At 57.6% G+C, this 26,367-nt stretch carries 29 protein-coding genes; 8 read left to right on the plus strand and 21 right to left on the minus strand.

Features of this window, described 5'->3' with window-relative positions; all coding sequences use genetic code 11:
* Positions 1 to 5: 5 nt before the first annotated feature.
* The 3 genes from plsX to L1P08_RS06605 all read right to left on the minus strand — a co-directional run bounded on the left by plsX (position 6) and on the right by L1P08_RS06605 (position 2,237).
* Positions 6 to 1,067: a phosphate acyltransferase PlsX gene (gene plsX / locus L1P08_RS06595; protein ID WP_303619205.1), complete on the minus strand. Its 1,062-nt coding sequence runs from the start codon at positions 1,065 to 1,067 to the stop codon at positions 6 to 8.
* A 97-nt stretch (positions 1,068 to 1,164) separates the two neighbouring features.
* On the minus strand, positions 1,165 to 1,713 hold the full coding sequence (locus L1P08_RS06600; protein WP_303619206.1) for a YceD family protein: 549 nt from the start codon (positions 1,711 to 1,713) through the stop codon (positions 1,165 to 1,167).
* A complete protein-coding gene (locus L1P08_RS06605; RefSeq protein ID WP_303619207.1) occupies positions 1,710 to 2,237 on the minus strand; it encodes a ubiquinol-cytochrome C chaperone family protein in 528 nt (175 codons plus the stop codon). Before L1P08_RS06605 ends, L1P08_RS06600 begins: the two co-directional genes overlap by 4 nt.
* 153 nt (positions 2,238 to 2,390) lie before the next feature.
* On the opposite strand from L1P08_RS06605, the gene L1P08_RS06610 reads away from it, so the two are divergent.
* Entirely contained in the window at positions 2,391 to 2,831 is a 441-nt protein-coding gene (locus L1P08_RS06610; protein WP_303619208.1) for an outer membrane protein assembly factor BamE, read from the plus strand.
* 182 nt (positions 2,832 to 3,013) lie between these two features.
* Here the strand turns inward: L1P08_RS06610 and L1P08_RS06615 are convergent, their stop codons facing one another.
* The 8 genes from L1P08_RS06615 to L1P08_RS06650 all read right to left on the minus strand — a co-directional run bounded on the left by L1P08_RS06615 (position 3,014) and on the right by L1P08_RS06650 (position 9,452).
* Positions 3,014 to 4,225, minus strand: coding sequence for an MFS transporter (locus L1P08_RS06615; RefSeq protein WP_303619209.1), 1,212 nt, complete (start codon positions 4,223 to 4,225; stop codon positions 3,014 to 3,016).
* A gap of 32 nt (positions 4,226 to 4,257) precedes the next feature.
* The gene (gene nusB / locus L1P08_RS06620) at positions 4,258 to 4,746 is read right to left on the minus strand and encodes a transcription antitermination factor NusB (RefSeq protein WP_303619210.1); all 489 of its coding nucleotides are present in this window, start codon (positions 4,744 to 4,746) and stop codon (positions 4,258 to 4,260) included.
* Positions 4,747 to 4,763: 17 nt separating this feature from the next.
* Positions 4,764 to 5,246 (minus strand): transcriptional regulator NrdR, encoded by a 483-nt coding sequence (gene nrdR / locus L1P08_RS06625; protein ID WP_303619211.1) that lies wholly within the window; start codon positions 5,244 to 5,246, stop codon positions 4,764 to 4,766.
* Between the two features lie 20 nt (positions 5,247 to 5,266).
* Complete coding sequence (gene glyA, locus L1P08_RS06630) at positions 5,267 to 6,553, minus strand: serine hydroxymethyltransferase (RefSeq protein ID WP_303619212.1); 1,287 nt, start codon at positions 6,551 to 6,553, stop codon at positions 5,267 to 5,269.
* Positions 6,554 to 6,636: 83 nt separating this feature from the next.
* Positions 6,637 to 6,843 carry a DUF6898 family protein gene (locus L1P08_RS06635; RefSeq protein ID WP_303619213.1) on the minus strand — a complete coding sequence of 69 codons (207 nt, stop codon included), beginning with the start codon at positions 6,841 to 6,843 and terminating at the stop codon, positions 6,637 to 6,639.
* An 8-nt stretch (positions 6,844 to 6,851) separates the two neighbouring features.
* A complete protein-coding gene (locus tag L1P08_RS06640; RefSeq protein ID WP_303619214.1) occupies positions 6,852 to 8,078 on the minus strand; it encodes a L,D-transpeptidase family protein in 1,227 nt (408 codons plus the stop codon).
* 308 nt (positions 8,079 to 8,386) lie between these two features.
* Positions 8,387 to 8,896 (minus strand): transcriptional regulator LdtR, encoded by a 510-nt coding sequence (ldtR, locus tag L1P08_RS06645; RefSeq protein ID WP_303619215.1) that lies wholly within the window; start codon positions 8,894 to 8,896, stop codon positions 8,387 to 8,389.
* A 166-nt stretch (positions 8,897 to 9,062) separates the two neighbouring features.
* Positions 9,063 to 9,452, minus strand: coding sequence for a DUF6163 family protein (locus L1P08_RS06650; protein WP_303619216.1), 390 nt, complete (start codon positions 9,450 to 9,452; stop codon positions 9,063 to 9,065).
* Between the two features lie 122 nt (positions 9,453 to 9,574).
* Here L1P08_RS06650 and hemB point away from each other — a divergent pair, with 122 nt between their 5' ends.
* The 5 genes from hemB to L1P08_RS06675 all read left to right on the plus strand — a co-directional run bounded on the left by hemB (position 9,575) and on the right by L1P08_RS06675 (position 14,958).
* Positions 9,575 to 10,597 carry a porphobilinogen synthase gene (hemB, locus tag L1P08_RS06655; RefSeq protein ID WP_303619217.1) on the plus strand — a complete coding sequence of 341 codons (1,023 nt, stop codon included), beginning with the start codon at positions 9,575 to 9,577 and terminating at the stop codon, positions 10,595 to 10,597.
* Positions 10,598 to 10,676: 79 nt separating this feature from the next.
* The gene (locus tag L1P08_RS06660) at positions 10,677 to 11,174 is read left to right on the plus strand and encodes an RDD family protein (protein WP_303619218.1); all 498 of its coding nucleotides are present in this window, start codon (positions 10,677 to 10,679) and stop codon (positions 11,172 to 11,174) included.
* A 126-nt stretch (positions 11,175 to 11,300) separates the two neighbouring features.
* Positions 11,301 to 13,112 (plus strand): SLC13 family permease, encoded by a 1,812-nt coding sequence (locus tag L1P08_RS06665; RefSeq protein WP_303619219.1) that lies wholly within the window; start codon positions 11,301 to 11,303, stop codon positions 13,110 to 13,112.
* A gap of 28 nt (positions 13,113 to 13,140) precedes the next feature.
* A complete protein-coding gene (locus L1P08_RS06670; RefSeq protein WP_303619220.1) occupies positions 13,141 to 13,890 on the plus strand; it encodes an arginyltransferase in 750 nt (249 codons plus the stop codon).
* Between the two features lie 24 nt (positions 13,891 to 13,914).
* Positions 13,915 to 14,958 (plus strand): endonuclease/exonuclease/phosphatase family protein, encoded by a 1,044-nt coding sequence (locus L1P08_RS06675; protein WP_303619221.1) that lies wholly within the window; start codon positions 13,915 to 13,917, stop codon positions 14,956 to 14,958.
* Here L1P08_RS06675 and parC read toward each other — a convergent pair.
* The 9 genes from parC to rpoZ form a co-directional block, all read right to left on the minus strand.
* Positions 14,948 to 17,197 (minus strand): DNA topoisomerase IV subunit A, encoded by a 2,250-nt coding sequence (gene parC, locus L1P08_RS06680; protein WP_303619222.1) that lies wholly within the window; start codon positions 17,195 to 17,197, stop codon positions 14,948 to 14,950. The genes L1P08_RS06675 and parC overlap by 11 nt on opposite strands.
* Before the next feature lie 36 nt (positions 17,198 to 17,233).
* The gene (gene recO / locus L1P08_RS06685) at positions 17,234 to 17,953 is read right to left on the minus strand and encodes a DNA repair protein RecO (protein ID WP_303619223.1); all 720 of its coding nucleotides are present in this window, start codon (positions 17,951 to 17,953) and stop codon (positions 17,234 to 17,236) included.
* Positions 17,954 to 18,001: 48 nt separating this feature from the next.
* The gene (gene era, locus L1P08_RS06690; protein WP_303619224.1) at positions 18,002 to 18,922 is read right to left on the minus strand and encodes a GTPase Era; all 921 of its coding nucleotides are present in this window, start codon (positions 18,920 to 18,922) and stop codon (positions 18,002 to 18,004) included.
* Positions 18,919 to 19,626, minus strand: coding sequence for a ribonuclease III (gene rnc / locus L1P08_RS06695; protein ID WP_303619225.1), 708 nt, complete (start codon positions 19,624 to 19,626; stop codon positions 18,919 to 18,921). The genes era and rnc overlap by 4 nt, the downstream gene beginning before the upstream one ends.
* Positions 19,623 to 20,381, minus strand: a complete 759-nt coding sequence (gene lepB, locus L1P08_RS06700) for a signal peptidase I (protein ID WP_303619226.1) — start codon at positions 20,379 to 20,381, stop codon at positions 19,623 to 19,625. Before lepB ends, rnc begins: the two co-directional genes overlap by 4 nt.
* Positions 20,382 to 20,411: 30 nt before the next feature.
* Positions 20,412 to 20,831: a holo-ACP synthase gene (gene acpS / locus L1P08_RS06705; RefSeq protein WP_303619227.1), complete on the minus strand. Its 420-nt coding sequence runs from the start codon at positions 20,829 to 20,831 to the stop codon at positions 20,412 to 20,414.
* Between the two features lie 2 nt (positions 20,832 to 20,833).
* Positions 20,834 to 21,418 carry an orotate phosphoribosyltransferase gene (pyrE, locus tag L1P08_RS06710; RefSeq protein ID WP_303619228.1) on the minus strand — a complete coding sequence of 195 codons (585 nt, stop codon included), beginning with the start codon at positions 21,416 to 21,418 and terminating at the stop codon, positions 20,834 to 20,836.
* Positions 21,415 to 23,694, minus strand: coding sequence for a RelA/SpoT family protein (locus tag L1P08_RS06715; RefSeq protein ID WP_303619229.1), 2,280 nt, complete (start codon positions 23,692 to 23,694; stop codon positions 21,415 to 21,417). Before L1P08_RS06715 ends, pyrE begins: the two co-directional genes overlap by 4 nt.
* Positions 23,695 to 23,791: 97 nt before the next feature.
* Entirely contained in the window at positions 23,792 to 24,160 is a 369-nt protein-coding gene (rpoZ, locus tag L1P08_RS06720; RefSeq protein WP_303619230.1) for a DNA-directed RNA polymerase subunit omega, read from the minus strand.
* A 385-nt stretch (positions 24,161 to 24,545) separates the two neighbouring features.
* On the opposite strand from rpoZ, the gene L1P08_RS06725 reads away from it, so the two are divergent.
* Together L1P08_RS06725 and L1P08_RS06730 are read left to right on the plus strand one after the other, a co-directional pair.
* Positions 24,546 to 25,106 carry a LabA-like NYN domain-containing protein gene (locus tag L1P08_RS06725; protein WP_303619506.1) on the plus strand — a complete coding sequence of 187 codons (561 nt, stop codon included), beginning with the start codon at positions 24,546 to 24,548 and terminating at the stop codon, positions 25,104 to 25,106.
* A 169-nt stretch (positions 25,107 to 25,275) separates the two neighbouring features.
* Positions 25,276 to 25,881 (plus strand): uracil-DNA glycosylase, encoded by a 606-nt coding sequence (locus L1P08_RS06730; protein WP_368077127.1) that lies wholly within the window; start codon positions 25,276 to 25,278, stop codon positions 25,879 to 25,881.
* On the opposite strand, the gene smpB is transcribed toward L1P08_RS06730, so the two are convergent.
* Positions 25,872 to 26,357 carry an SsrA-binding protein SmpB gene (gene smpB / locus L1P08_RS06735; RefSeq protein WP_303619232.1) on the minus strand — a complete coding sequence of 162 codons (486 nt, stop codon included), beginning with the start codon at positions 26,355 to 26,357 and terminating at the stop codon, positions 25,872 to 25,874. The genes L1P08_RS06730 and smpB overlap by 10 nt on opposite strands.
* Positions 26,358 to 26,367: the final 10 nt, after the last annotated feature.

Genomic DNA, 26,367 nt, shown 5'->3' on the forward strand with positions numbered 1-26,367 from the left:
GCCGGCTATGCCTCCGGTTCTTCGATTTTTGAAGCGGTTTCGGACACCGCCGGAAACTGTTCAAGCCCTTCACTGATCTTGTCGATCAAGCGCGAACGCGCCATTTCATAGGCAAGACCCAGAGCAGCGTTGAACCCGATTTCATCGGTGCCGCCGTGGCTTTTGATCACTATGCCATTAAGGCCAAGGAAAACACCACCATTGACGGTGCGCGGATCAAGACGGGTGCGCAACGTGTTCAGCGCCTTGGAGGCCAATAGCGCGCCAAGACGCGACATGAAACTGCCGCGCAGGGCATTGCGGAGATAGGTGCCGACCTGACGGGCGGTGCCTTCCGCTGTTTTCAGCGCGATATTGCCGGTAAAACCTTCGGTGACGACGACGTCGACCGTGCCCTTGCCCAGATCATCGCCTTCCACGAACCCGTGATAAACGAAGTTGGTGCCGCTGGCTTCGGTGAGAATGCGGGCCGCGCCGCGGACCGGCTCGAGACCCTTGACCTCTTCAGTGCCCACATTCAGCAGGCCAATCGTGGGCTTGTCGCGCCCCAAAAGCGCGCGGGCCATGGCCGCGCCGAGAATGGAGAAATCCACCAATTGCTGGGCATCGCCCCCAACGGTTGCGCCTACATCGAGCACGATAATATCGGAACGCAGGGTTGGCCAGATCGCCGCGATGGCGGGGCGGGAAATGCCCTGCATCGGTCGCAGGCAGAATGTGGCCATGGCCATCAACGCGCCGGTATTGCCGCCAGAGACCGCAATATCAGCGTCGCCATCCTTGACCGACTGGATGGCCGACCACATGGATGAACTGTCCCGCCCCTTGCGCAGGGCCTGGCTGGGTTTGTCATCCATGCTGATGACAACTTCGCAATCCTTGATGGATGAAACCGGCTTTAACTGCGGGAATTCTTTCAGCAGGGGGGCAAGAACGTCCTGCTGTCCATGGAAAACGAATGCAATATCGGGATGCGCGCGCAAGGCGAGCTGCGCACCATGAAGGACGATACGCGGGCCGTTGTCCCCGCCCATAGCGTCCACAGAAATCCTGATTGTACTGCTCATTTCCGCCTATCAGTTTGGGTAACGGCGCGGCCGCTGCCCGCCAGTCCAATCATGTGCATGGCATTGACCTTGTCTCTACACCGGGACCGTGGCTGGCTCAATCCCTTGTTGATTTTAGGTGTTTAAGGCTGGCAAAGGGTGATGTGCTCTCCTCGGGGGCTTCCGCCGCCATATCGGGCAATGCTGCATCCGGTGCCCGTGGGTATGGATCGATGGCGAGTGCCAGATGTTCCATCAGAAAATCGGTGAAATCGACCTCCTGACCGCCAAAATAGTCCGGCAGATCATCACCTTCCAGATCAACAAAGACTTCGACGCCGGGTGCTGCGACCTCGCCGCTTTCGTCGCCATGCAGGAAAATGCGCTGCATTTCTTCGTGGATATTCTGGTGAACGGGCACAAACGTGACCACACAAAGCTGGGTAATTTCTGCATCCAGATACCCTTTTACCTGAATGCCACCACGGATCGGCAACAGGTCGAGATGGGCCGAGAACGCTTCAACTGATTCGATATTGAGGCGTTCCGTCATCCGGGCGCGCTGTTCCGGTGTGGATTTTACCTCAAGCGCACGCCCCCTTGCGGGAAGATTGTCGAAGCGCACGGCGGCGTCCACAATCGGTGCTTCTTTTTTGTTGGCGCTCATGCTGCGGCTCCAGCTTTCAGATTGCCGGCCTTGATTTCCGCAAGCGGTTGTTTGTCGAGTTCCGCGGCGAATTCAAACAGATAGCCTGCCAGCTTGACGGCTTCATCCGGCTTGCCTTCGTCGAAGACGTTGCGGTTGATGGTTGCGGCCAAGCCAGACTGATCATCAGAATCGAGGGAAAATGTGACTTTTTCCAGCAAACCGTAGAAAAGATTGCCCATTTTCTCGATTTTTTTCGGCACACCGACATCGCTCACCCCCAGTTCGCGCAAGGACCGGTCCATGTCCTTGAAAAACAGGTCGAACAGGTCCTGTGCGAAATCCTTGCTTTCACCTGGTGCCGGGCGCAGACGGCGAAACAGAACGCACATATGCAGGCTGATCATGTCAAAACGTCCGGTGACCGTATCGGGCACCGCCCAGTCGGCATAGAAATGCGTTTGCCGGGATTGCGCCACAATGGCGTTATAGACGGCGTAGAGCTGCCCCTCGGGGGTGGATGTTTTTTTGAATGGCCAAATCATCTTGCGGCTGCTCGTTGTGTTCGGATATGCCCAACCTAACGGCAGGACGCGGGATTGCCAACTTGCCAGAACGGCCCATTGGCGGCTACACATCGTCGCGAGCCGGTTGGTATTGCGGGCCTATAGTCGAGAGCGAGCGGAGAAGTCAATTCCATGTCATTGCGTCATATTCGTGGACACCTGTTGCCCCTGGCCGCTGCCGCCGTTATTGGCCTGACGCTATCGGGTTGCAGTGGGTTCACCTCGTCCCGCACCCAGGGCTATGCACTTTCCGAAAGCGCGCTGAAACAGATTCGTCCTGGCCAGAGCGAGGATCTCGTGATTGCTGTGCTGGGGTCGCCGCAGACCAAAGGCGCATTTGGTGACGAAACAGCCTTCTATTATATCGAAACCAAGGTGGAAGAGACCGCTTTTGGCTGGCAAACGGTCAAACAGCGCACGGTGCTGGCGATCTATTTCGACAAGAACCGTCGCGTCACGGACAAGGCTGTTTACGGGCTGGAAGATGGCAAGCTGATTACGCTTGAAACCCGCCGCACGCCGTCCTTTGGTGAAGATCGCACCTTTGTGGAATCGATCATCTCCTCGTTCTGATTGATCATCGGTTGGTGGAGGTGTTTTATGCGCCTCCCCTCAACCAGAGTGCATCGATGGACCTTATCCTGCGCTTGTCGAGGTATAGCTGGCGCACGACCTGCCGTCCCTCATGGTTCGACAGATTGACCCGGCGGGATATGAGCGCACAGCTCCGGGCTTGAGTTTGCCTTTGCCCCGCCCTATTCGGCCGGTTCGACCTTGCGCCCATGCCAATCGCCCCACGCCAGAAGCGCAATCGCGCCGGTGGCGATGGGAATGGCCAGCACGTTGATAGATTGCCAGCCCAGATTTTGCAGCAGCAGGCCGGAACTGATTGAGGCGATGGCCATGACACCGAACACCAATTGTTCGTTCAACGCCTGCACACGGGCCGCATCTTCCGGACGGTAACCGGCGGCCAGCAAGGTTGTGGAACCAATAAAGCCGAAATTCCAGCCCAGCCCCAGCAGAATCAAGGCCAGATCGAAATGCCAAAGACTGGTGCCGTTCAGTGCAATCAACGAACAGCCCAAAATCAATGTGAGGCCAATGCCGGTGGTCGCACGGGCACCGATACGGGCAATGATGGCGCCGGTGAAAAAGCTCGGCGCAAACATGGAAATGATATGCCACTGGATAGCGGTGGTTGCCGCATCCTTGGAGTGACCGCAAACCACCACCATCGCCAATGGTGCGGCAACCATGACAAAGGTCATCAGACCATAGCTGGCCATGCCGGAAATAACCGGCACGAAAACGTCCGGCGACCCGGCAATGTCGCGGAAACGGCGTGGCGTAGCCGTATTGGTTTTCAGCGTCGCGCGCGCCAGATTGGTCTGGGTGAGAATGGCCACACCGATCAGCGCCAGGCCGGCCATGGCGAGGAATGAGCCGGCATATTCGGCACCAGGTAGCCATTCGCGGCCCCAGCGCGACATCGTGGGTCCGAGAATGCCGGCGACAACCCCGCCGGCCAGCACCCAGGATATGGCTTTTCCCTTCATCTCAGCCGGCACACTGTCAGCCGCCGCAAAACGATATTGCTGGCCAAAGGCTGCGGCCGTGCCGCCTGTGGCGAGCGCCACGCAAAACAAGGGGAATGAGCTGACAATAATGGCCATGGCGGCCAGCAGCCCGGCGAGGATGGAAATCAACGCACCGAGAATAAAGGCGCGTTTGCGCCCAAGGCGGTGCACAAGAAACGCAGATGGGCCAGCAGAAATGGCGAGCCCGAGCACCATGGCGGTCGTGGGCACGGTAGCAAGGGAAGGATCCGGCGCGAGGGTGACGCCCACCAGCGCACCAACAGACATGATAAGCGCCTGTTGTGAGCCAACAATCGCCTGGCTGGCGGAAAGCAGGGCGATGTTTTTCATTGGGGCGGCTGCACCAATTTCCGAAGTCGTTGCCATGCTGTTCCCCTGGAAATCGGGAGATCCGCGCCTTATTCGGGCCGCGGGGCCGCGTTGTTTTTTGCTATTGTGTCCAGAACGCCGTTGACCATGCCTGCCGCCTCGTCATCGAAAAACGCCTTGGCTACGTCAACATATTCAGTGATGACGACTTTCACCGGAATGTCAGGTTTCTTCAAGAGCTCAAATGCCGCGGCACGGAGAATAGCGCGCATGGTCGCCTCAATGCGGGCAACGGGCCAACCCTCGGCAAGGGTTTTGTCGAGCAAGGGATCAATCTCGAGTTGCGCCTTGATCACGCCGCCGACAATCTGGCGGAAGAAATCGGTGTCAGCGGGCAGATATTCATCGCCTTCAACCTCTTTGCCGAGATGAATGGCCGCAAACTGGGTAAGCGTGTCTTCCAGGGAAACGTTGCCGATTTCCATCTGATAAAGCGCCTGCACGGCGGCCAGCCGCGCGGCACCCCGCTTGTTGGCAGGACGGATCGACGGCGTAGCCGTGGGAGTATCTTTCGCCATGATTTCTTCTGCCTTGCCTATACGTCGTCTTCGGACGCGCTGATTTCCTCTGCTTCACCCAATTCCGTCAAAAACGACCGGAAATCATTGGCTGCAGAGAAGTTTTTGTAAACTGAAGCGAACCGAACGAACGCCACATCATCAAGCCCTTTAAGGCCTTCCATGACGAATTCGCCGATCTGCTCAGAGGTGATTTCGACATCGCCCAGGCTTTCCAGCTGGCGCACGACGCCGGAGATCATGCGTTCGGCGCGCTCGGGTTCCACGGCGCGCTTGCGCAATGCAGTGGTGACCGAGCGGGCCAGTTTTTCGCGATCGAATGGCACTTTCCGACCCGATTTCTTGACGACGATCAGATCGCGCAATTGCACACGTTCAAATGTCGTGAACCGCCCCCCGCACGCATTGCAGATACGGCGGCGCCTAATGGCCGCCGAATCTTCTGTGGGGCGACTGTCCTTGACCTGGGTATCGTCATTTCCGCAATAAGGGCAGCGCATCTGCTTTGTCGGCCTTCGTATTAGCTGTAGATCGGGAAGGATGCCGTCAGCGCTTCAACTTTCGCGCGTACCGCAGATTCTACCGCGCCATTATTGTCTTCACCGTTAGCGGCCAGACCGTCAAGCACTTCAACCATCAGCTCGCCCACCTGCTGGAACTCGGCTTCCTTGAAGCCGCGTGAGGTCGCAGCCGGTGTACCTACCCGGATGCCCGAGGTGATGGCCGGCTTTTCCGGATCAAAAGGCACAGCGTTCTTGTTGCAGGTAATGAATGCCCGCTCCAGCGCCTGCTCTGTTGCCTTGCCGGTTACGCCCTTGGGCCGCAGGTCGACAAGCATCAGGTGATTGTCGGTACCGCCGGTGACAATATCCACGCCGCCCTTGATCAGGGTTTCGGCAAGCGTGTTGGCATTGGCCACAACCTGCTTGGCATAGTCCTTGAATTCCGGCGACAGCGCTTCCTTGAACGCCACAGCCTTCGCCGCGATCACATGCATCAGCGGCCCGCCCTGAATGCCGGGGAATATCGCTGAATTGATTTTCTTGGCGATCGCTTCATCGCTGGTCAGGATCATGCCGCCGCGCGGGCCACGCAGGGTTTTATGTGTCGTGGTTGTGGCGACATGCGCGTGGGGGAACGGGCTGGGGTAAACACCACCGGCCACAAGCCCGGCCACATGAGCCATATCGACAAACAGGATGGCTCCTACTTCGTCTGCGATGGCGCGGAATTCGGCCCAGTCCATGATGCGGGAGTAGGCAGAGAAGCCCGCCACAATCATTTTAGGCTGATGTTCCTTGGCCAGCGAACGCACCTGATCCATATCGACCCGGCCGTCCTGCTTGCGGACGCCATACTGGATGGCATTGAACCACTTGCCGGACTGGTTGGGCTTCGCACCGTGGGTCAGGTGACCACCGGCATCCAGGCTCATGCCGAGAATGGTATCACCGGGTTGAATCAGTGCCTGATAGACACCCTGATTGGCCTGCGATCCGGAATTGGGCTGCACATTGGCAAAGTCGCAGCCGAACAATTGTTTGGCGCGCTCAATGGCAAGGCTTTCGGCGATATCGACATATTGGCAACCGCCATAATAGCGACGCCCGGGATAACCTTCGGCGTATTTGTTGGTCAGCACAGAGCCCTGCGCTTCAAGCACCGCCTTTGATACAATATTCTCAGAAGCAATCAGCTCAATTTCGCTCTGCTGGCGCTTGAGTTCCTTAGCGATCGAATCGGCGATTTCTGGATCGCTTTCGGCTACAGATTGCGTGAAAAAACCGGGGAAGGCAGTGGCGCTCATGGCGGTCCCTGTGCTGCTGTTGGAAATCTGGTGAATGGGCCCTTATCGCTTAGCACAAGGGGTGTGCAGATTCCAAGCTTGTATCAGCCCTGGCTTTCACGTTCCATGCGGCGTTTCAGCTTGGCCAAAGCGACCTGCTGCATTTGCAGACGGGGAGAATTGGCGGGGGTTATGATAATGACTTCGGTGCCCGTGGCCGCATGGATGGCAGCGACCCGCATTTGCGGGCCGACGCGTGTGAATTCAAACAGGACTTCGCCCGGCACAATGTTCTGGCTACCGCTCAACATGCCCCCTATCAGGCGTCGTCGAAGGTGACCTTGCCTGCCTTGTCGTACTCATAAACGTCTTCACGGAAGCTTACGGTACCCTGACGGTTTGCCCAAGCCGAAATGTAAGTGGTGTGGATTGGCACAGGGTTCTTGATGGCAACATCAACGCGTTCGCCCGAATTGAACATGGCTTCAACGCCCGTCACATCCCAATCGCCATTATCACGCAACAACCAGGCGACCAGCGCGTCCACATCCTCAACGCGCACGCAACCCGAGGAGTGGAAGCGACGGTTTTCACCAAACAGGCTCTTGGTGGGCGTGTCATGCAGGTAAACATTGTGCTTGTTGTAGAAGTTGATCTTGACGTGACCCATCGAGTTCTCGCCACCAGGATCCTGACGGAACGCGTAGTTCACCGCGTCGTCGGTCGACCAATCGATATCGGTCGGGCTCAATTCATTGCCGCCGCCGTCAAAAATGCGGATGCGATAATTGGCGAGATAATTGGGATCCTCATTCATATACTTGATGAGATCGCGACGGATGATGCTCTTTGGCACATGCCAATAGGGATTAAAATTGATCTCGTGGACCTTGGAATGCAGGATCGGCGTCTGCCGGTCGATACGCCCGACGACAGCAGTGTGCCGACGCGCAACGAGACCTGCATCGATAGCCTCAATTGTGGCGGCGGGAATGTTGACCACCACATAGCGGTCCGACAGTTCGGCGGAAATCGCTTCAACCCGCATCGCATTGAGGCGCAGCTGCTGCAAACGGTAATCGGCGGGCACATTGAGCGCGAAGAAGGTTTCTGCATCGACCTTGCCCGAAACCAGCAGGCCGTGACGGGCCTGGAACTGACGCAAGCCGGCATCGAGATATTCGTCAAAGATATCTTTCTTGCTTTGCTGCTCGGCGGGCACATCGCCGCTCATGATCAGTCGATCACGCAAACGGCTGACCGAACGGCGGTCGACACCGGCCACAAGGCCGAAAATGTCGCGCGGCATCTGTTCCCAGCCGCCTGCAGCCATAATCTGCTCATACTGCATGATGGCCAGCTGGAGATTGTGCGCGGTATCCACCGAAAGGATCGGTTCCACGGTGTCGATTGCGTCCAGCGCTGCAACTGTATTGCCCTCGCGGTCCGTATTTCGCAGCACCCTGTTGCGGGCAAATGTATCAAAAATGGAGTCCTGCGCCCGTGCGGCAGCCGGAACGGCAAGGGTCGCGCCCAACATCGTCATGCCCTGAATCACTTGACGCCGTGAGGGGTGAATAGACCGTTTTTGCCGCATGTAAGTCACCTATTCTCCATGGTGATAGACCAGATTTCGCTGTTGTTTATCATCATGCAAGTCCCACCACAACGCCAGTAAAGTCGCTGTGAGGGCAGGCAATACCGAAGCTTTGCTTGCCAGAGCCAGAATCGACAACATCACGCATAACTGACGGCGCTAGAAGTGATTTGCGGCACAAATAAGAAACGCCGGCACTGAGGCCGGCGTCTTATTTCTACTGTGATCAAAAGATCACAGTTACGTGCAAGCCAAAATCAGAGCTTGTAGAGAATCTGATCGACCCAGAAGCGCTCGAGACGGGCCAGAGCGGTGTTCAGCCCGGCAAATTCCTCATCACCCAGACCACCGACCTTGTCGATCGATTTCAGGTGACGGTCATAGAGTTCGTCGATGACTTCAGCCACTTCCTCGCCCTTGGGGGTGAGACGGATACGGACCGAGCGCCGGTCAGCGCGGGAGCGTTCCTGAAAAATGTAGCCGGTATCGACAAGCTTCTTCAAATTATAGGATACATTTGAACCGAGATAGTAACCACGGGACCGCAATTCGCCCGCTGTCAATTCGCTGTCGCCGATGTTGAACATCATCAGCGCCTGAACCGGGTTAATATCGTCCCAGCCCATGCGATCAAACTCGTCCTTGATCAGGTCCAAAAGTCGACGATGAAGGCGCTCAACGCGCGACACCGCTTCTAGATATAGCGGCTTGAGACCCTGCGGCCTCTCGCCTGCAACTGCCACCGCAGCGTTGGATTTGCTATTCATGTCTGCCTCACTGTGAACGCACGATTTTCTTCGTGTCTGGTGAGGGTAAATTACAGCTGGCCCGATAAGATCGCCTTAAGCGGTAGGCTTAAAACTATGTTACTGAGAAACTTCGATATTTTGGCTTTCTGAAACGTTACACATGACAAGGATTGCGTAACCTAAATCAGTCGTGAACGTGCGCCCGGTTGTGGCGATAGCGTAAAATCAACAGGCCAAGAATGCCGACAAACACCACGGTGCGGACGAGCAGGCCAAGGGTCGATATATGAATATGCGGGCTGTGAACGAGCAGCAGGATATATTCCAGAAGCGTGGCACCGATCACCAGCACCCCGCCCCAGCTGGAACTGATCCACAAGCCCACGGCCGCAAACAAACGCGTGAGCGCCAGAATGGCGAGCAGAACGAAACCCGTAACGCCCAGCGCCTGCATCGGGTCCTGCTGCCCGCCCGACACGCCAAGCAGGCGTGCGGCATCGCCAAGTCCGATAACGAGGCTGATCAGCGCCAGAATGCGGACGAAATTCTCGCGTGCGATAGTTTTAATGTCCATTATGAGCCTCCACAGGTTTCCTAGCCTGATTGCGGTCGCGGCGACAAGTGCGGCATGACGCACCTTTGCGAGAGGGAACTTTGCCTGATAGACAGCAGATGAATGAAGCGAGAGGCGCGACGATGTCTGGCACTTGGACAAAACACGATATGGACTTTCTGGGCGGCCACCGGCAGCGGCGGACGCGTCAGGCAGCATGGAGCCGCGCCATGGTGCGCCAGACCGTGCTGACACCGGCGGATCTGATCTGGCCCCTGTTTGTCATTGAAGGCCAGAACGAGCGCAGTGCCATCAACACAATGCCGGGTGTCGAGCGACTCTCGATTGATCTGGCGGTTGAAGCGGCCAAACAAGCAGCATCAGAGGGTATTCCGGCACTGGCGCTGTTTCCGAACACACCGGGGCATTTGCGCAGCGAGAACGGCGAAGAAGCCTATAATCCGGACAATCTGATGTGCCGCGCGCTGAGCGCAATCAAGCAAGCCGTGCCTGATATCGGCCTGATCGCCGATGTCGCGCTGGACGAATATTCCGCCAACGGGCAGGACGGGCTGGTGCGCAACGGCGAAATTCTCAATGACGAGACAATTGAGGTCATGGTGAAGTCGGCCATTGTGCAGGCCCGTGCCGGGGCCGACATCATTGCCCCCTCGGACATGATGGATGGCCGGGTTGGCGCCATTCGCATGGCGCTTGATGCTGAAGGGCATGACAAGACCGCGATCATGTCCTATTCGGCGAAATATGCGTCCGTCTATTACGGGCCGTTCCGCGAGGCTGTTGGTTCAGGTGAGCGATTGCAGGGTGACAAGCGCACCTATCAGATGGATTACGCCAATTCGGACGAAGCCCTGCGGGAAGTGGCGCAGGACATTGATGAAGGCGCGGACATGGTCATGGTCAAGCCGGGCATGCCCTATCTCGATATCGTGCGCCGGGTGCGTGACGATTTCAACATCCCGGTTTTCGCCTATCAGGTCTCTGGCGAATACGCGATGATCGAGTTCGCGGCCAAGGCTGGGGCGTTTGACCGGACCGCCGCCATGATGGAAGCGCTCTATGCGTTCAAGCGCGCGGGCTGTGATGGTGTACTGACCTATCATGCGCTGGAGGCGGCACGCATACTGAACGGCGAACGCGTATAGCAGCCCGTTTCAGGATTACCCCTTGTGCAAAGCCCCCTCACTATCAATATGGTGATGGTATTGCATGAGGGACCAAGACATGAGCGCTAATTTACCCGACCCCAGAACTTCGCCCGAACTGTTTGACGGTTTGCTGACGCGGCGGGTAATGGCCTATCTTGTCGATCTGGTGATTATTTCGGCGATTTCGCTGATATTCTTGATGCTGACCCTTGTCGCGGGCTTTTTGACCCTGGGGCTGGCCTGGATTTCGCTGCCCTTTATCGTGCCTGTTGCCGTGTTCCTATATTATGTGGTGACGCTCGGTTCATCGCGCCGGGCGACCTACGGCATGCAGATTTGCGATCTGGTGCTCACGCCGGTTTCCGGGCCTCCCCTTGAGGGCTGGAAGGCGCTGCTGCATCCGTTCGTATTCTGGGTTACCATCTGGATTTTCTGGCCGCTACTGCTGGTGGGCCTGTTCACCCAGCGCCGGCAGCTGGTTCATGACATGATCACCAGCACACTGATGTTGCGCCGTTCGCCGATGGAGAGGCACTGGGCCAGCCGGGGCGGGTTTCAGGGTTTCGACGCCTGAGACAACCATTTGGGATTACAATCAGGCGGGGCTTTGCATAAACTTTGCAATCGCGCAGCATGAATTTCGTGCCGGGCGTTGAAAATTTCGCTTGGGTTCAGCCCCTGAGATCAGCATGATGGCGCGATGTTTGACCTAGGTCTTGATGCACATTTTGTCGCCATGTGGTTCACCTTCGCGGTGATCGCCATTTCCATGGTATTCTATGCAACGGAATGGGCTTCGATCGAGCTGGTTTCGCTTGGCGTTCTTGTTGCGCTGCTGGTTATGGCCAGCCTGATGCCTGGTGCCGGCCTGACGCCCGACCGGTTGCTTTCCGGCTTCGCCAACCCCGCCCTGATCACCATTCTGGCCCTTCTTGCGGTCGGACAGGGTCTGATCCAGACCGAGGCTTTGGGGCGATTGGCCGAGCAATTGGCGGAGATGTGGCCCAAGCACCCGACACGTGTGGTGTTGCTGGCGCTGGTGATTGCCGGACTAGCAAGCGCAGTGGTCAACAACACGCCGGTGGTGGTGGTGTTCATGCCGGTTCTGGCGTCGGTCATTTCGCGCCGGGGCCTGCCCGCCTCGAAATTCATGATGTCGTTGAGCTATGTGACCATTCTTGGCGGCATGATTACCGTGCTGGGGTCATCCACCAACCTGCTGGCGGCGGGTGTGGCTCAGCAATACGGCATTGAATCGGTCACGTTCTTTTCATTCGCCGTGCCGGGCCTGGCCATGGCCTTTGTCGGCGGGCTTTATGTCTTGTTCATTGCCCCGCGTATTGTGCCGGACAATGCAGGCGAAAGCACAGGCGCACGCAACCGCAATACCCAGTTCCTGACCGAGATAAGACTGACACACGGCCATCCGCTGATTGGCGACCATACCGTGGCCGGCATGTTCCCCAAGCTGACCACCATGACGGTGCGCGCGGTGAAGCGGGGGCGTGATACCTTTTTGCCGCCCTTTGATGACCTGACTTTGCAAAGCGGCGACACGCTGATCATTGCCGCAACGCGGGATGCACTGACTGACGCGCTACGCAACTGGCGCGCGTTTGATGACGCGGGTTCGATCAGCGGCAGTGGCGAGGGCGAAAGCGTGGTGCTTTGCGAGGCACTGGTTCCCCCCGGTTCCCGCCTGGTCAATAATGGTGTTGATCAGGCCGGTTTCATGGCCCAACACGACGTGCTGATCCTCGGGCTTGAGCGGCGCAGCCGCATGCCGCGCCAGCAATTGAGCGAAATCCGACTGGAAGCCGGCGACATTCTGCTGATTGCAGGCCAGCCGAAATCCCTTGAGCGGATGCGGGGTCTTCAGGACCTGATCGTGATCGAGTGGAGCGCCTCGGAGGTCAAGCCGCATGGCATGGCCCTGCGCGCGCAATTGCTGTTTTTGTGCACCGTTGCGCTGATTGCCTCGGGCGTCATGCCCGCCGTGGTTGCCTCGGTGCTCGGCGCGTTCGCGATGGTTGCAACGGGTTGTCTCAATATCCGTCAGGCAGCGCGGGCGATTGACCGCAAGATCATCATGCTGGTCGGCTCTTCCATCGCCATGGCAACCGCGATGGATGTCAGCGGTGGTGCCCAGCTGATTGCTGATAGCGCCATTGGCATTCTGGGCACAAGTTCGCCCCGTGTATTGATGGGCGGCATGTTCCTTGTCGTCGCGGTGATTACCAATTTTCTGTCCAACAATGCCACGGCAGTGCTATTCACCCCGATCGCCATTGCGGCCGCCAATTCGATGGGTATCGACCCCCTGCCCCTGATCGCGACGGTCATTCTCGGGGCCAATGCGTCCTTTGCCTCGCCGATCGGCTATCAGACCAATCTGCTGGTTATGGGTGCGGGGCATTACCGGTTCCGTGACTTCATCATTGTGGGATCGCCACTGGTGATTATAGTCTGGATCGTATTCTGTATTGTGGCCCCCTGGTATTATGGGGTTTAGATCCTTTTGAGTTTTTGCGAGGCAGTTCATGACGGACCAATCGCCTGAGAATTCCCAGTTCTTCCTCACGGCTGCGATGCCGTGCCCCTATCTGGAAGGACGTGAGGAGCGCAAACTATTTACCCATCTCAGCGGGCGCCGCGCGTCCATGCTGCATCATGTGCTGAACGAACATGGCTTTCGGCGCAGCCAGAACCTGATCTACAGGCCCGCATGCGATGGCTGTTCCGCCTGCCGGTCCGTGCGTATTCCGGCCCATGATTTTACGGCTGGGGGGCGTCATCGCCGCATTCTGCGCCGGAACCAGGACATCATCGGCACGCAGCTGTCGCCCCGGGTAAGCGCCGAACAGTATGATCTGTTCAAACTCTACCTTGAGACGCGGCACGAAGGCGGCGGCATGACGCAGATGTCCTATATGGATTATGAATACATGGTGGAGGATACGCCGGTAAATTCGGTTCTGATCGAATACCGGCTGGCGCAAAGCGATGGCACAACCGGCCCGCTGGTCGCCGTAGCCCTGAGCGATCTCATGGATGAAGGCCTGTCGATGGTCTACAGCTTTTTCGATCCCTCACACGCCGCGCGCGGATTGGGCAATTTCATGATCCTCGATCATATCCGACGGGTGATCGATAGCGGGCTTAAATATGTGTATCTAGGCTATTGGGTCCCAAATTCGCCTAAAATGGCGTACAAAGCCAGCTTTCAACCGCTGGAAGTGCAGTCCGGGACGGCGGGCTGGCAAAGGCTAGATATTGTTCAGGCCGACTAAGCGCGGCTGGAGTTGCGTTATATTATGAAGTTTATCAAGTGGGCAGCCGGGCTGTCGTTCGCGCTCGGCGCTACAGGTCTGATGCTGATTGCCTTGGCGGCAGCATTTGGCTTTGCCCATCCGGCGCTGGATTTTTTCAACCATTTGCAGGCCGTTATTTTTCCCGGCACGTTGTTTTGCCTGCTTGCCTCACCCTTTTTTGTCGACATGCCGCGCTGGCGCGCCCTGGCCATGACAGTTTCGGCGACGGGGTTCATGGCTTCGTCGCTGATTGTGGTTCCCGAGCTGACGCCATTGCTCAACGCACGTGATGCCATGCCGCAAGATGGCCGGCCTGTTTACAAACTGCTGACCCATAACCTTTTTGGGCGCAACCGTGAGGCCGCAACACTTTGGGACAGCATTCGCGCCGAAGACCCTGATATTCTGACATTTCAGGAATATTTCCCCGAGCAACGCAACGGGTTGCATGCGCTGATGGAAGACACCTATCCCTATCATTCCATCTGCAGGGGCGGCAAACGGGCCAATGTGGCCATTTACGCGAAAATACCTTTTGAGGCCGAGACCGAGGGAGCCTGTGCCACGGGCGGCACGGACCGGATTTCCCGGATAGTCGCCCGATTTGCCGGGGAAGATGCCCAGCCGTTTACTGTTGTAACCACCCATTTTGACTGGCCCGGACAAATCAGTCAGCTGGACAAGGGTGACAACATCGCCGAAGGTATTGACTTGGCGTTTGCCCGTCAACGTGGCCAGTTTGCCGATCTTGGTGCAGCCTTGCAGAAATTGCCCGGGCCATTGGTGCTATCAGGTGATTTCAACTCCACCTCGTGGTCCTACGCCGTGCGCGGGTTTGCAACACGCGCCGGACTGGAGCGGCAGGACCACTCGCTCATGACCTATCCGACACGCTTTTATGTGGCGGGCTGGCGCGAAACGTGGCCATTCCTGCCAATTGACCACGTGATGACCCGGGGCGGCATCAAGGTGCATGAGCTATATGCGGGAGACCCTGCAGGCAGCGATCATAAACCGATCATCACCCGGTTTTCGGTCAACCCCTGAACCGGTTATTGCGGGGGAACCCGGTCGGCGGCTGACGGCCCGCTGCGGCGCGATCGCCCAGCCAGTCCTTGAGATCATCCATGGATTTGACAAAGGTACGTCCGGAACTGTCTTCCCAGCTCAAACCGTCTTCAGCACTGAAAACCTTCAGGTCGGAAATGCCGCCATCCTTGTATTTTTGCAGGCGCACGCCCTTGCCACGGCTCATCGCTGGCAATTGCGCTGCCGGGAAAACCAGCAGTTTGCGGTTCTGGCCAATGACCGCCACCATGTCGCCGGACATGGGCACGCACAGCTTGGCTTCGCTGGCACCGGATACATTGAGCGCCTGTTTCCCTTTACGGGTATTGGCGATCATATCGTCTTCGGCGATCACAAAACCATTGCCGACATTTGAGGCGATGACGCGTTTGGCGCCGGCTTTGTAGATGAACAGGTCCACGATATCGTGGCCTTCCTCAATGTCGACCATGATGCGCACCGGCTCACCATGCCCACGCCCGCCCGGCAGTTTGTCGGCACCGAGCGTATAGATTTTGCCGCCTGTAGTGAGCAGGAGCAACTTGTCCGTCGTCTCGCATTTGAGCGCGAGCTTGAGTTCATCACCGGCCTTGAAGGCCTGACCGTCGACATCGGCATTATGACCTTTCATCGCCCGGATCCATCCTTTTTCGGACAGAATGACGGTGATCGGCTCACGCTCGATCATCATGGTCTCGATGTCGAAATCGCCTGCGTCGGGTATTGTATCAAAGGTGGTGCGCCGTGGGCCCAGCGGATGGTCGGGGCCGTAAATCTTGCGGATCTCGCCCACTTCCGTGGCGATCACACCCCATTGTTTCTTGTCTGAGGCGAGAAGTGCCTCGAGATGGCCCTGCTCTTCAGTGAGCTTTTCGTGCTCCTTGCGCAGTTCCATCTCTTCGAGCTTGCGCAGGGAGCGCAGGCGCATGTTGAGAATGGCTTCAGCCTGCACATCCGTCAGCTCAAAGGTGCGGATCAACTCGGCCTTCGGCTCGTCTTCCTCGCGGATGATGCGGATCACCTCGTCGAGATTGAGGAAGGCGATGATATAGCCGCCGAGCACTTCAAGCCGATGGGCAATCTGGCCGAGCCGGTATTCGGACCGGCGCACCAGAACGACCTTGCGGTGCTGCAGCCAGGCGCTGAGTGCCTCGGCAAGGCTCATGACCTTGGGGACCGTGCCCATATCGAGCACATTCAGATTGAGCGAAAACCGGTTTTCCAGCTCGGTGAGCTTGAACATGCTCTCCATGAGGATCACCGGATCGACGGTGCGGCTTTTGGGTTCAAGCACCAGACGGATGTCTTCGGCACTTTCGTCGCGCACATCCTTCAACAAAGGCAGGCGGCGGGCGAGCATCATTTCCGCGATCTTTTCGACCAGCCGGGACTTCTGTACGCCGTAAGGAATTTCGGTGACGATGATCTGATAACCACCGCGGCCGGTATCCTCGCTGAACCAGCGTGCACGCACACGGAATCCACCACGGCCGGTAGTATAGGCCTGTTCAATGCTGGCCCTGTCTTCGACCAGAATGCCGCCTGTGGGGAAATCGGGGCCGGGCACATATTTCATCAAATCGGCCGTTTGCGCGCCGGGATTATGAATAAGGTGCAGCGCCGCGTCACAGAGTTCAGCAACATTATGGGGCGGCACAGAGGTCGCCATGCCCACCGCGATACCGCTGGAACCATTGGCCAGCAGGTTGGGGAAGTTGGACGGCAGAACGACCGGTTCCTCGTCGGAGCCATCATAGTTCGGCCGGAAATCGACGGCGTTCTCCCCAATGCCTTCCATCAGGCGCTGGGCAACATCGGTCATGCGGCTTTCAGTGTAACGCATGGCGGCGGCGCTATCGCCATCGATATTGCCGAAATTGCCCTGCCCGTCGACCAGCGGATAGCGCAGCGCAAAATTCTGCGCCAGGCGCACCAGCGCGTCATAGATCGACTGATCGCCATGGGGGTGGAACGAACCCATGACATCGCCAACGATCTTGGCGGATTTCTTGTACGCGCCTTCAGGATCAAGGCGCAGCAGGCGCATGCCGTGCAGAATGCGTCTATGCACCGGCTTCAGGCCATCGCGGGCGTCGGGCAAGGCGCGCTGGGTGATGGTGGAGAGCGCATAGGAGAGGTAGCGCTCTTCCAGCGCCTTCCTCAAATCAACAATGCGGTGCTCATCGCCCTCGGGGGGCAGGATATCGGAATCGGACATTGGGTCTTCCACAAACGGAACGAATCAGTAGTGCGACTATAGCGGCTTTGTTAGCATCCCTATCAGCCGGTCGCGCGTTGTAGGGGGTGCAATTTGCCGGGCTGTCCACACATGCATTGCCAAAAAATGCCCGGTCAGCCGGAAGGCATTGCTTATGTCACCAAGACCGGGCGTCACATCCCCTTGCAGGAAGGTCGGCAGGGGCAGAAGTTTCTCGATATAGGGCTCGGCGGCAGTGCGGGTGACCGCCCGTCCGGTCTTGGGTGAGACATGGGTCAGGTTTGTTGTTTCCCCCGTCAAGGCGCACGAAAAGATATCAAGACCGAAGCCGAGTTCATCGAGCAGGAAAAACTCAAAACGGGCCAGCGCCGCGCCGAGGACCAAACTGTCCCCCTCCCCGTCGAGAATATCGATCGCGGCGCCCATCAACCGGTCATGCGGGTCGCGCTCGGGCAGCAGACGCAGGTGATCGCAGAGCAGTTGGCAGGCATAGAGACGGATCTGGTCGGCAATCAATTCCGCAGCCCGGGGATGTACAAGCTCGACACTGAAATTACCGAGATGGTTTTCCAGCCGGGCCCGCCAGGTCAATTGCACATCATTGCCGGGCTGTAGCGTGGCCGCATGGCGCGTTGAGCGCCCGCCGCGCACCAGCCCCATATAGCGCCCCCGCCGCGCCACCATGGCCTCGACGATGACGCTGCTCTCGCCATGACGGCGGACCCCGATGATTAAGCCGTGGCCTGTCCATTCCATTATTGTGTCGCTTCGATCATCACCGGCTCAGCCTCGAAAGCCCGGCACTCACTCCTTGGGCATTTCGAGGCCCATTTCGCGGTAACGGCCGGGGTCGTTCGCCCAGTTCTCCCGCACTTTGACGAACAGGAACAGGTGCACCTTGGTCTCAAAAATCTCCATCAGCTCGGCCCGCGCTTCCGCCCCGATCGCCTTGATGGTCTGGCCACCCTTGCCGAGGACGATTTTCTTGTGGGTGTCGCGGGTGACATAGACGATCTGGTCGATCTTGAACGAGCCGTCCTTTTGCACCTTGAAGGCCTCTGTCTCCACGGTGACATTATAGGGAATTTCGTCGTGAATGCGCAGGAACAGCTTTTCGCGCGTCACTTCGGCGGCCGTCAGGGCCTGGGTCAGGTCCGTGAGGTGATCTTCGGGGAAGTGCCAGGGGCCAAGCGGGATATTCTTGCCGCACCAATTGAGAAAATCGGTAACACCATCGCCCTTGAGCGCTGAAATCATGAAGGTTTCTTCGAACTTGATGCGCTCGTTGAGCTTTTGAGACAGCTCCAGGAGCATCTCAGGACGCACGGTGTCGATCTTGTTCAGCACCAGCACCTTGCGATGCGGCACGGCGACAAGGCCTTCAATCAAGGCTTCCACGTCGGGCGCCATGCCCTTTTGCACATCAACGATGAACGCGACCAGATCGGCGTCACCGGCCCCGGCCCAGGCCGATTGCACCATGGCCCGGTCAAGCCGGCGCTTGGGGGCGAAAATGCCCGGCGTATCGACAAAAATAATCTGGGCGTCGCCTTCCGTCACCACACCGCGAATCTGGGTGCGGGTGGTCTGCGCCTTGTGGGTGACAATGGAAACCTTGGTGCCAACGAGCGAATTGAGCAGGGTCGACTTGCCCGCATTGGGCGCACCGACGAGGGCGACAAAGCCGCAGCGGGGATTTTCAGGAGCGGCGATTACATCTGTCACGAAGTGGGTTTCCATACATTTTCACGGATCAGGAATTGTTCAGCCGATTTGTGTTCAGCAATCTTTTTGGATGGGCCGGAAGCGTTCTCGGCCGCGAAACCCTGCACCTTGACCGCAATGGTGAAGACCGGCGCATGGTCGGGGCCACTGCGTTCCACCTCTGTGTAATCAGGCGGTTCGAGCCCCCTGCCCTGCGCCCATTCCTGCAAGGCCGTTTTGGCGTCAGCACGTTTCGCATTGGCTGCACCAATCATGCCACCAAACAGGCGTTCAACCAGTTCGAAGGCGCAATCGAAACCGCCATCGCAGTATACGGCACCGATTACGGCTTCGCATACGTCGGCGAGAATGGCTTCTTTTTCCGCGCCGCCGGTGCGCGCTTCGCTTTCGCCCAGACGCAGCGCCGGACCAAGATTCAAGGTACGCGCCACATCGGCACAGGTTTCCTTGCGCACCAAGGTGTTGAGCGTACGCGACAACTCGCCCTCGTTGGCCTTGGGCAAGCGCCGGTGCAGCAAATCAGCCACAACAAGGCCAAGCACACGGTCACCGAGAAACTCAAGCCGTTGATAGGAGCGTTCTGTGCGCCGTCCGGGTGACACCGCACTTGAATGGGTCAAGGCCTTTTCGAGCAGGTCCGGATTGGCGAACTGATAGCCAATCCGCTGCTGAATACCGGTTATGCCCTGTTCTTTTGCGATCATTGATAGACAGACTGGAACATACGATCGAGACGCACATTTGCCGGCCACTGCCAGACCTGCCAGGGCGGAATATTGTCCTTGATCGAGAAGAAGCGCACTTCGGCCTTGCCGATCAGATTGCCGGCAGGGACATAGCCGACAGCGCTCAAGACCCGGCTATCCTGCGAGCGGTCACGATTGTCGCCCATCATGAAATAATGCCCGGCAGGCACCACATATTCAGCCGTGTTGTCAAGCTGCATGGTGTCGGAAATTTCCTGAATGGTATGCTCGACACCATTGGGCAGGGTTTCACGATAGACGGTGACCGGCACGGTGACGCCGGTGCTGTCTGTATCGTTGATTTTACCAATTTCGACGCGCTTTACCGCCTCACCATTGATGTTGAGAATACCGTTGATCATCTGTATGCGGTCGCCGGGCATGCCGATGACCCGCTTGATATAGGCATCGCTTTGCGGCACGGGGCGGAACACGGCAATGTCGCCACGGTTCGGCTCGCGACCAAAAATACGGCCATTGAACGGTATCAACCCCAGCGGGAACGAATACCGGCCATAACCCCAGGTGTATTTCGATGTCAGCAGATAATCACCGATCATCAGTGTCGACTGCATCGAGGCGGTGGGAATGGAGAAGGGCTGATAAAGGAAGGTGCGAAAGACCAGCGCAATCAGCAGGGCCTGAATGACAACGACAATAGTTTCGCGCAGTTCCGAAGGCTTGGCTTTGGCATCCGCTTTGGGCTGGCTCATGATTTTTCCCGGTTTTCCTGTAACGTCTGGTTAGAAGAGCGCAGGGTTTTGGTCAACCGGCAGCGCTTCGATGATGACAAAGGCCTGGGCCATGCCGGCATCATCGGTGATGCTGACATGGATATGGGGCAGAAATCCTTTGGGTACAAGCTGTGTCAGAATGAGGGCCGCCCCGCCGGTCAGCGCCATTGTTGGTTTGCCGGACCTCATGTTGACCACGCCCATATCGCGCCAGTAGACCCCGCGTGACAGGCCCGTGCCCAGCGCCTTGGCACACGCCTCCTTGGCCGCGAAGCGTTTGGCATAGGAGGCGGCGCGCGCGGCGCGGCGGTCCGACTTGGTGCGTTCAATTTCCGTGAAGCAGCGCAACGTGAAGCGTTCGCCGAAACGCGCCAGCGTGTTTTCCACGCGGCTGATTTCACACAAGTCGTTCCCGAGCCCGATAATCATGACTATTGCAGACCGCGGCTGCCCGGCTTGACCGCCGGAATGGCTGCCAGTTCGGGCGGCAATGCATCCGCGGGATAAGCCGGCACCCGCAACTCAGCCAGTGAGACCAGCGGCACACCGATATCGGCAGTCCCGTCGGAACGGTCGATCAGGCAGGCAGCCGCGACCACATCGGCCCCCAGCGCCTTGATGCAATCCACACATTCCCGGATGGAGAGGCCCGTGGACACAATGTCCTCAACGACGATGACCTTTTCACCTTTGGCAACTTCAAAATTGCGGCGCAGCGCGAATTTTCCATCAACCCGCTCGGTATAGATGGCGGGTTTTTTCAACCAGCGCGCGGTTTCATAACCAGGAATGATGCCGCCCACTGCGGGCGAGACAACCTGCGACACATCGCCAAAACCGGCCTCGACGATCTTTTCCGCCAGAGCCTTGCACAATATGGCCGTTTTCTCCGGCTGGCGAAAAACCAGCGTCTTTTGCAGGAATACCGGTGACCGCAGGCCGGAGGAGAGGATGAAATGCCCTTCAAGCAAGGCACCGCATTCCCGGAAAACATCAAATATTTCTTGCTGGTTCATGTGGTCGCCTTTTCGGTATCTTTTTCAATCCAGTCGATTTTCGAGATGGCACGTGCATCTGAAATAGGTGCGCGCTGCACTTGCGACAGGTTGCTGGTTTGCTTGAGGGTCACCAGCACATCAGTCAGTTGCGCTAAATCCCGCAATTCGATCTGAAAAACAAGCTTGTGGAAGTCGGGGGACGCCATAAGCATGAACAGGTTGTGGATGTTGGCATCACACGCGGCAATAGCCGAAGATATCTGCGCGAGCGAGCCCGGCTTGTTAAGGGCGAGCATGGAGATTGCGACCTTGTAGGTCTGATCCTCATGTCCGGCCGCATCCCAGCGCACATCGATCCAGGCAACGTCGGCATCATATTTGTCGACCAATGCCTCGGAATGGATTGGATAGACCGTAATAACGCCATCCGGCGTCAAGATACCGATGATCCGGTCTCCGGGCACCACACCTTCAGGTGACACACCGACGCCGGTTTCCAGATCGAGCCGCGCCAGTGCCGCCTTTCCCTTTTTGCCAAGCGTCTGGCCTCCGGGCACCCTGAATTTAAACCCGGTTGAGGCCCGCAGGGAGAACCATCCGTCGGCCTGATCGGCGACCGGCATCTGAATTTTTCGCCGCTTGCGCCGGCGCAAGCCTTTGACGGCTGCCGCCTCGTTCAGAAGCGCGTCGGATTCGACACGCCCTTCTCCCAGAGCGACCAACATTTCCTGCCGGGAAGTCAGGCCCAGTTTTTCGGCGAGTTGCGCGCCCTCATCAGGGTTCAATCCCAGCCCCTCACGGGTCAGTACCGATTCAAAGATCTGGCCGCCGAGGGTTGCCGCGCGTTGCTGACTGGAGGAGCGCACGGCGCGGCGAATGGCAGCACGGGCTTTACCCGTGGCGGCGATGCTCTCCCAATTGGCGGGGGGCGAATGGTCCCGGTCGACGGTGATTTCCACCTCATCGCCACTTTTCAGCGGGGTGACCAGCGGCACGACGGCACCATTGATTTTGGCCCCCACGCAGGTGTCACCCAATTCCGTGTGGACGGCATAGGCGAAATCAATGGGGGTTGCGCCGCGCGGCAGCGCAATCAGCCGTCCGCGCGGGGTGAAGCAAAACACCTGATCCTGGAACAGTTCCAGCTTGGTATATTCGACAAACTCTTCGGTGGAATTGCCGTCTGTCAGGTGGGAAATTGTGGACCGCAGCCAGCTATAGGCGCGACTTTCCTTTTCCAGACGTTGCAGGTTTTCAGTGACATCGTCCTTATAGAGCGCATGGGCTGCAATGCCGTATTCGGCGATCACATGCATCTCGTGCGTGCGGATTTGCAGCTCAACGCGCTGGCGACCCGGCCCCACCACCGTGGTGTGGATCGAGCGGTAATCATTATGCTTGGGGACCGAGATATAATCCTTGAAGCGCCCCGGCACCACTTTCCAGCTGGTGTGAACGACGCCGAGGGTGCTGTAGCAATCCTCGATGGTGTCGACAATTACCCGGAAGCCGATAATGTCGGAAAGCTGCTCCAGCGCGATCGATTTGCGCTCAATCTTGGAGAAGATCGACCAGGGCGATTTCAGCCGGCCCGTCACTTCTGCATGAATGTCTTCAGCTGCGAAGCGCTGTGTCAGCTCGCTGGAAATCGCCTCGATGGTTCTGGCGTTTTTCTCTTCCATCGCAGCAAGGCGCTCGATGATTGCCTTATAGTGATCGGGCTGGAGGGTGCGGAAGGCGATGTCTTCCAGTTCCGAGCGCATATCCTGCATACCCATGCGCCCAGCCAGGGGAGCATAGATATCCATGGTTTCCTGGGCGATGCGCTTGCGCTTTTCCGGCGGCACGAATTCCAGCGTCCGCATATTGTGCAAGCGGTCGGCCAGTTTGACCAGCAGGACGCGCACATCCTGGGAAATGGCGAGCAGCAGCTTGCGCAAATTCTCGGCCTGAGCTTCCTCGCGGGTGACCAGGTTAAGCCGTTCGATCTTGGTCAGGCCATCAACGATAGCCCCGATTTCGGCCCCGAACATCTGATCGATCTCGGCGCGGGTGGCATCTGTGTCCTCGATTGTGTCGTGCAACAGCGCAACGGCAATCGTGGCGTCATCCAGCTTGAGATCCGTCAGGATGGCGGCGACTTCCAGCGGGTGGGCAAAATAGGGATCTCCCGACGCGCGTTTCTGCGAGCCGTGCTTTTGCATCCCGTAAACATAGGCCTTGTTGAGAAGAGCTTCGTCGGCATTCGGGTTGTAGGCTAGAACCCGCTCCACCAGCTCAAATTGCCGCATCATTTGCCGCGTGATACTCCCCGTCGGCACCCTGGCCGCAATAAAAAAGGCGCCGGATTTACTCCGACACCTTCATAGTACAAGCCAAACGCGCGTTCGATCAATCGTCGCGTCGTTCCGGCGGCGCGAGGCTTTCAATGCCGCGCAGCAATTCGTCTTCGCTCATGGTATCGAAAGTGTCGCTATCGTCTTCAGGCGCACCTTCAATGACCGGTGCAGCGTGCGCTTCAGGCTCATCGACCTCAACATATTTCTGCAGCGAATGAATGAGATCTTCATGCAGATCTTCAGGTGAAATGGCAGCATCACCGATCTCGCGCAGGGCGACGACCGGATTTTTGTCATTATCACGGCTTACAGTGATCGCCGCGCCGGATGAGATCATCCGTGCGCGATGGGCTGCCATGAGGACGAGGTCGAAGCGGTTTTCGACTTTTTCAATGCAATCTTCAACGGTGACGCGGGCCACACTCGTCTCCACTCTTGTTTGGAAAGTTCCGCTTCATACACGAGTGGCGCACCGATGACAAGTTTCGCGATTTGGCGATGAAAGCGCACGTGTACAATTTATATCAATTTCATGGATATATTGTCGTTAAATTTGCTGCTATAGCGGCATTGATGGGTTCGCGAGGTGCCTTTTTCAAGGGTAGCGTGCTCTCAAGTCGAAGTATTTAACTGTCAAATAACGGGGAAGACGTTGGACCACTCCATCGTTAAGTGCAGTTTTCCGCCTCAATGCTGTGCGATCCAGTTGTTGGATAAAAATAAACTGGTGCCACCTGCCTCTCGCTCGAAAGTCCTAAGGACGGGGATTTTCAAGGCACCTAAATTTCTGGAGTGAATTTGAAATGATGCTCGACCCGCGTGAAAAGGTTGCCCTTTTCATCGATGGCGCCAACCTTTACGCCACGTCGAAAGCCATCGGAATGGATATTGATTATCGCCGTTTGCTTTCGGAGTTTCAGCGTAAAGCCTATCTTGTCCGTGCTTATTATTACACAGCTCTAGTTGAAGATCAGGAATACTCGTCCATTCGTCCTCTGATCGACTGGCTAGACTATAATGGTTATCGCGTGGTGACCAAGCCAGCCAAGGAATTCACTGATTCGTCAGGCCGCCGCAAAGTGAAAGGCAACATGGATATCGAGTTGACAGTGGAGGCGCTTGAGATGGCGCCGCACTATGATCACATGTTTCTGTTTTCCGGCGATGGCGATTTTACAGCGCTCGTTTCCGCGCTACAGCGCCGGGGCAAAAAGGTCACTGTGGTCTCGACACTGACCACCCAGACGCCGATGATTGCCGACGACCTGCGCCGCCAGGCGGATTATTTCGTCGATGTGGTTGATCTGGTCAAAAGCGTCGGCCGGCCTCAGACCGAACGGCCCGTGGTTGAAGAAGACGCGGACTAGTGAATTGCGGAAAGCGCGAACCGCTTTTCGCAATTTCGTTGCCAGTCCCTTATAATAATGATCAAGCGTTTTGGGTTCGCTCAAAACGCTTTTTCTTTGTGCCATGATGGATCAGATGCAAAATATTCCTGTCGACCCTCCCCAAGATTGTCCCCTTTGCCCGCGCTTGGTGGCGTTTCGCGCGGAGAACAAGCTGAAACTGCCGGACGGGTTTAACGCTCCGGTGCCGGGCTGGGGTGATCCCGCTGCAAAACTGATCATTGTGGGCCTCGCGCCTGGCTTGCAGGGCGCGAACCGCACAGGCCGCCCGTTCACGGGTGACTATGCCGGCGACCTGCTATTTCAGACATTGGGGCGCGCCGGCCTTGCTTCGGGCACTTATCAGGCGCGGGCAGATGACGGGCTGGAGCTGCATGACACGCTGATCGTCAACGCGGTGCGCTGCGTCCCGCCGCAGAACAAGCCGATCGGGGCGGAGATCAACACGTGCCGGCCGTTTCTGGTAGCGACGTTCGAGGCGCATGAGAACGCGCGGGTGTTCCTGGCGCTCGGCCGAATCGCGCATGACAGCTTTCTGACCACGATCGGGGCACGCAAGGCCGCCTACCCGTTCGGGCATGGCGCCCGGCACGTATTCGACAATGGCTATGTGCTCTACGACAGCTATCACTGCTCGCGCTACAACACCAATACCGGCAGGCTGACCACCGAGATGTTTGAAAGCGTGGTCTTTGCGGCGGCGGCGGAAATCCGGGACGGTTCGGCTCAGGAGTAGTTTTTCATGAGCCGCGATTTCTCACGGTTCCAGTCGCGCTCTTTTTGCGCGTCGCGCTTATCATGCGACTTGCGGCCCTTGGCCAGCCCGATCAGCAGTTTGGCCATGCCCCGGTCGTTGAAATAGAGCTTCAGCGGCACGATGGTATTGCCGCCGCGCTCCACTTCTTGCGACAGCCGCGCCAGTTCCCGCTTCGACACGAGCAATTTGCGGCGGCGGCGTTCGTGATGGTTGAACTGGTTGGCCTGCAGGTACTCGGGAATATGGGCGTTGATCAGCCACAATTCCCCGCCCTCGGGTGAGGCATAGGATTCCGTGATCTGGGCTTTGCCCGTCCGCAGGGATTTCACCTCGGTGCCGGTCAGCATGATACCCGCCTCGAGCGTATCGAGAATTTCATAGTCAAAGCGGGCCCGGCGGTTTTCCGCAACGAGCCCGGTATTGATTTCATCTTTGGTCTTCTTTTTGGCGGCCATATGCCGGTTC

The sequence above is a fragment of the Mariluticola halotolerans genome (assembly GCF_021611515.1).
In the GTDB taxonomy this organism is placed as follows: Bacteria; Pseudomonadota; Alphaproteobacteria; order Rhizobiales; family Devosiaceae; genus Mariluticola; species Mariluticola halotolerans.